At 75.3% G+C, this 4,527-nt stretch carries 3 protein-coding genes; all 3 read right to left on the bottom strand.

Annotated features, from left to right (window positions below; translation table 11 throughout):
• Positions 1 to 1,940 (bottom strand): type I polyketide synthase (locus ACIGXJ_RS36940; protein ID WP_399655277.1); only part of this gene is annotated, 1,940 nt, incomplete at its 3' end.
• Positions 1,941 to 2,001: 61 nt separating this feature from the next.
• Positions 2,002 to 4,044: a beta-ketoacyl reductase gene (locus ACIGXJ_RS36935; RefSeq protein WP_399655275.1), complete on the bottom strand. Its 2,043-nt coding sequence runs from the start codon at positions 4,042 to 4,044 to the stop codon at positions 2,002 to 2,004.
• A gap of 41 nt (positions 4,045 to 4,085) precedes the next feature.
• Positions 4,086 to 4,527: acyltransferase domain-containing protein (locus ACIGXJ_RS36930; RefSeq protein WP_399655272.1), on the bottom strand; the 442-nt coding region annotated here is incomplete at its 5' end.

The following is a 4,527-nucleotide window of genomic DNA, read 5'->3' as shown; positions in this document are numbered from 1 at the left end:
CCGCACGAACGCCACACCTCCGCCAGCGACACCATCACCGCCCACAACACCGGCTGCACCACATCCACCCGGTCCAGCCCCGGCGCGCCCTCCACTCCGCGCACCACATCCACCAACGACCAGTCCACGAACGCCCGCAGAGCCTCATCACACTCAGCCATCCGCGCGGCGAACACGGGTGAGGAACCCAGCAGCTCCGCGGCCATCCCCTCCCACTGCGACCCCTGGCCCGGGAACACGAACACCGGACGGAGGTCGCCGAGGCGTACGCCCTGGGTGACGCTGTCGGTGGTCACGCCGGCGGCGAGGGCCTCGAGACCGCGGACGAGTGCGTCCTGGCCGGTCCCGTTGATCACGGCGCGGTGGTCGAAGAGCGCGCGGGTGGTGACCAGGGAGTGGGCGATGTCGGCCGGGTTGTGGCCGGGCGTGCTCTCCAGGTGGGCCAAGAGGCGCTGGGCCTGTCCGCGCAGGGCCGCCTCGCTCCGGCCGGAGAGCACCCACGGCACGACCGCACCGCCGACGGCGGAATCCCGCCCGGCCTCCGCGGCCGGCTCGTCGGTCTCCGGGGCCTGCTCGATGATCGCGTGGGCGTTGGTGCCGCTCGCCCCGAACGCGGAGACGGCCGCCCGGCGCGGACGGTCCACCTCCGGCCACTCACGCGCCTCGGTGAGGAGTTCGACCGCGCCCGCGGACCAGTCGATCTTCGGGGAGGGCTCGGTCACGTGCAGGGTGCGGGGCAGCAGGCCGTGGCGCAGCGCCATCACCATCTTGATGACACCGCCGACCCCCGCGGCGGCGGCGGTGTGGCCGATGTTCGACTTGAGCGAGCCGAGCCGGAGCGGCCGGTCCTCGGGGCGGTCCTGGCCGTACGTCGCGAGCAGGGCGCCCGCCTCGATCGGGTCGCCCAGCGAGGTGCCGGTGCCGTGCGCCTCGACGACGTCGACCTCGGCCGGCGCGACCTGCGCGTCGGCGAGGGCCGCCCGGATGACGCGCTGCTGGGCGCGGCCGTTGGGGGCGGTCAGGCCGTTGCTGGCGCCGTCCTGGTTGATGGCGCTGCCGCGGACCACCGCGAGCACCCGGTGCCCGTTGCGGCGCGCGTCGGACAGCCGCTCCAGCAGGAGCACGCCGACGCCCTCGCCCCACGCGGTGCCGTCGGCGTCGGCGGAGAAGGCATGGCAGCGCGAGGAGGGCGACAGGGCGCGCTGGCGGGAGAACTCGATGAATCCGCCGGGGGTGGACATCACCGTCGTACCGCCGGTCAGTGCCAGGTCGCAGTCTCCCTGGCGCAGGGAGCGCACGGCCAGGTGCAGGGCGACCAGGGACGACGAGCACATGGTGTCGACGGTGACGGCGGGGCCCTCCAGACCGAGGGTGTAGGCGACCCGTCCGGAGAGGATGGCGCCCGAGGTGCCGAGGGACATCTGTCCTTCGAGTCCTTCGGGCAGCCGGGTCAGGCCGCGGGCGTAGTCGAAGTCGGTGGCTCCGATGTACAGGCCGGTGCGGCTGCCGCGCAGGGTGCCGGGGTCGAGGCCGGCGCGTTCCAGGGTCTCCCAGACGACTTCGAGCAGCAGGCGCTGCTGGGGGTCCATGGTGAGGGCCTCGCGCGGCGATATGCCGAAGAAGGCGGCGTCGAACCGGTCGGCGTCGTAGAGGAATCCGCCCTGGCGGGCGTAGGTGCGGCCCTCGCGGTCGGGGTCGGGGTCGTAGAGGTGGTCGAGATCCCAGCCGCGGTCGGCCGGGAAGTCGCCCATGCCGTCGCGGCCTTCGACGACGGCCTGCCACAGGTCCTCGGGAGAGCGGATGTCGCCGGCGTAGCGGCAGTTCATCGCCACGATCGCGACGGGCTCGGGGGTGCGCAGGTCCCGGATCTGCCGGTGGGCCGCCTGGAGGTGGCCGGTGGCGCGCTTGAGGTAGTCGCGCAGCTTCGTCTCGTTGTCCATGTGTCGCCAGCTCCTCAAGAGGGCCCGGTGGTCGAAAGCAGCCGAGGTGTGGTCACGGCGGTCATGAGGTCGTCAGGTCGCTGACGAGCGCCTCGAACAGGCCGTCGAGCAGGTCGTAGATCTCGTCGTCGGTCGCCGCGTCGAGGGCGGCGTCGTCCAGGGCGGCCACCGTCGGGGCGGCGGCGCCGGGCCGGTCCGGCGGGCCGGCCGGGTCCGTGCCCGGCAGGAGTTCCTCGCGCAGGTGGCGGGCGAGGTCGGCGGCGGTCGGGTGGTCGAAGACGAGGGTGACGGGCAGGCGCAGACCGGTCGCGGCGTTGAGCCGGTTGCGCAGGTCGACGGCGGTGAGCGAGTCGAAGCCGAGGTCCTTGAAGGCCCGTGAGGTCTCCACGGCGGCGGCGCCGGTGTAGCCGAGTGCCGCGGCGGCCTGTTCACCGACGAGTGCGAGCAGCACGGCCTCGCGGTCGGCCGGTTCGAGTCCGGTGAGGCGCCGGCGCAGCGTGGCGGCGCCGTCGGTGTCCTCGTCCGCCTGCCCGGCAGCGGCCTCGGTGAGCTGTCGCACCGCCGGAAGGTCGCCGAGCAGCGGCAGCGGCCGGCCGGCGGACAGGGTCGGCAGGAAGCGTGCCCAGTCGATGCCGGCGACGATCTGGAAGCCGTCGCCCCGTCCGACGGCCCGCGCGAGTGCCTCAAGTGCCCGCGCCCCGTCCATCACCTCGACGCCGCGGCGCCGCAGCCGGTCGGCGACGGCCCCGTCGATCATGCCGCCGCCCTCCCAGGCGCCCCAGGCGACCGAGGTGGCGGCCAGGCCGTCGGCGCGGCGCTGCACGGCGAGGGCGTCGAGGTAGGCGTTGGCCGCGGCGTAGGCGCCCTGGCCGGCCGCGCCGACGGTGCCGGTGAGCGACGACAGCAGCACGAACGCGTCGAGCCGCCGGTCCCGGGTGAGTTCGTGCAGGTGCAGGGCGCCGGTCGCCTTGGGACGCAGCACCTCCGCGGCCTGTTCCGGGGTGAGGGTGTCCACGGTGCCGTCGTGCAGGACGCCCGCCGCGTGCACGACGGCGGTCAGGTCCTGGCCGGCCGGCCCGTCGGCCAGCAGGGCGGCGAGGGCGTCCCGGTCGGCCACATCACAAGCGGTGATCGTCACCCGGGCGCCCAGGCCGGTGAGTTCGGCGGCCAGCTCGGCCGCGCCGGGGGCCTCGGGGCCGCGGCGGCTGGTCAGCACGAGGTGCTCGGCGCCGTTGCGGGCCAGCCAGCGCGCGATCTGCGCGCCGATGCCGCCGGTCCCGCCGGTCACCAGCACCGTGCCCCGAGGCACCCACGCCTCGGCGGGCGAGGTGACCGCGTCCGTACGGGCCTCACGCAGGCGCCGGGCGAGGGTCCCGGCCTGCCGCACTGCCAGTTGGTCCTCGCCTCCGGGTGCGGCGAGCACGCCGGCCAGCGCGGCGCCGGTGCGGTCGTCCCAGGTGCCGGGGAGGTCGACGAGACCACCCCAGCGCTGGGGGTGCTCCAGCGCGATAGCGGCTCCCAGCCCCCAGAGGACGGCCTGCGCGGGGGCGGCGGGCCGGTCCGCGGGGCCGGTGGCGACCGCGCCCCGCGTGACGCACCACAGCGGCGCGTCCAGCCCGGCCTCCCCGAGTGCCCGCACCAGGGCGACCGTGGCGGACAACGCCGCCTGCTCGGGGGCCTCGCCGGCGCCGCCGAGGGACAGCAGGGACAGGACGCCGACGACTCCGGGCACAGCGGCGAGCCGCTCCGCGAGCCCCCCTCGCCGAGCGTCAGTGTCGCTGTCACCGTCGGTGTCGGTGTCGGTGTCGGTGTCGGCGTGCGTGGGCACGGGCACGGTGACGACCCGGGCGCCGAGTCGGGTGAGTCCGTCCACCAGAAGCTGGACGTCGGCGCCGGAAGGGCCGGCAGTGCCGTCCGGCACCCGCAGGGACACGCCCGAGGCACCCGTGCCACCGTCCCACGTCGGCACGGCCACGAGCCACGTCCCGGACAGGGAGGGGGTCTCGGGCACGGTGACGGGCGTCCAGTCGAGCCGGTACCGCCGTGCGTCGAGGGCCGCCTGTTCGGCGAGCCGTTCGCGCCAGGCCGCCAGCAGTGGCAGCACCTCGTCGAGCGGGGCGTCGTCGCGGGTGCCGAGGGCGGCGGTCAGCGCGGCCGGGTGCCGTCCGACACCGCCGTCCAGAGGGCCTCCTCGGCCGGATTGCGGGCGCCGGACTGCGGGGCCCGGTCCGGCACCAGCCAGTAGCTCTGCCGCTGGAAGGCGTACGTCGGCAGGTCCACCACCGACCCCGGCCCGCTCACCTCAGCCCAGTCGACGTCGGCGCCCCGCACGAACGCCTCCGCCAGGGACAGCACCATCCGCTGCGGCCCGCCCTCGCCGCGGCGCAGGGTGCCGCAGGTGGCGGCCCCTTCGACGCCGTCGACGGTCTCCTCTATGGCGGCGGTGAGGACGGGGTGGGCACTGACCTCGATGAACAGCTGGTGGCCCGAGTCCGCCAGCGCCCGCACCGACTCCTCCAGCCGCACCGTCCGCCGCAGGTTGGTGAACCAGTACTCGGCATCCATCCGCGAGGTGTCGATCACCTCA

The sequence above is a fragment of the Streptomyces sp. NPDC053367 genome (genome assembly GCF_044545925.1).
Taxonomy (GTDB): Bacteria; Actinomycetota; Actinomycetes; order Streptomycetales; family Streptomycetaceae; genus Streptomyces.
This window is presented reverse-complemented; position numbering and strand designations above follow the sequence as displayed.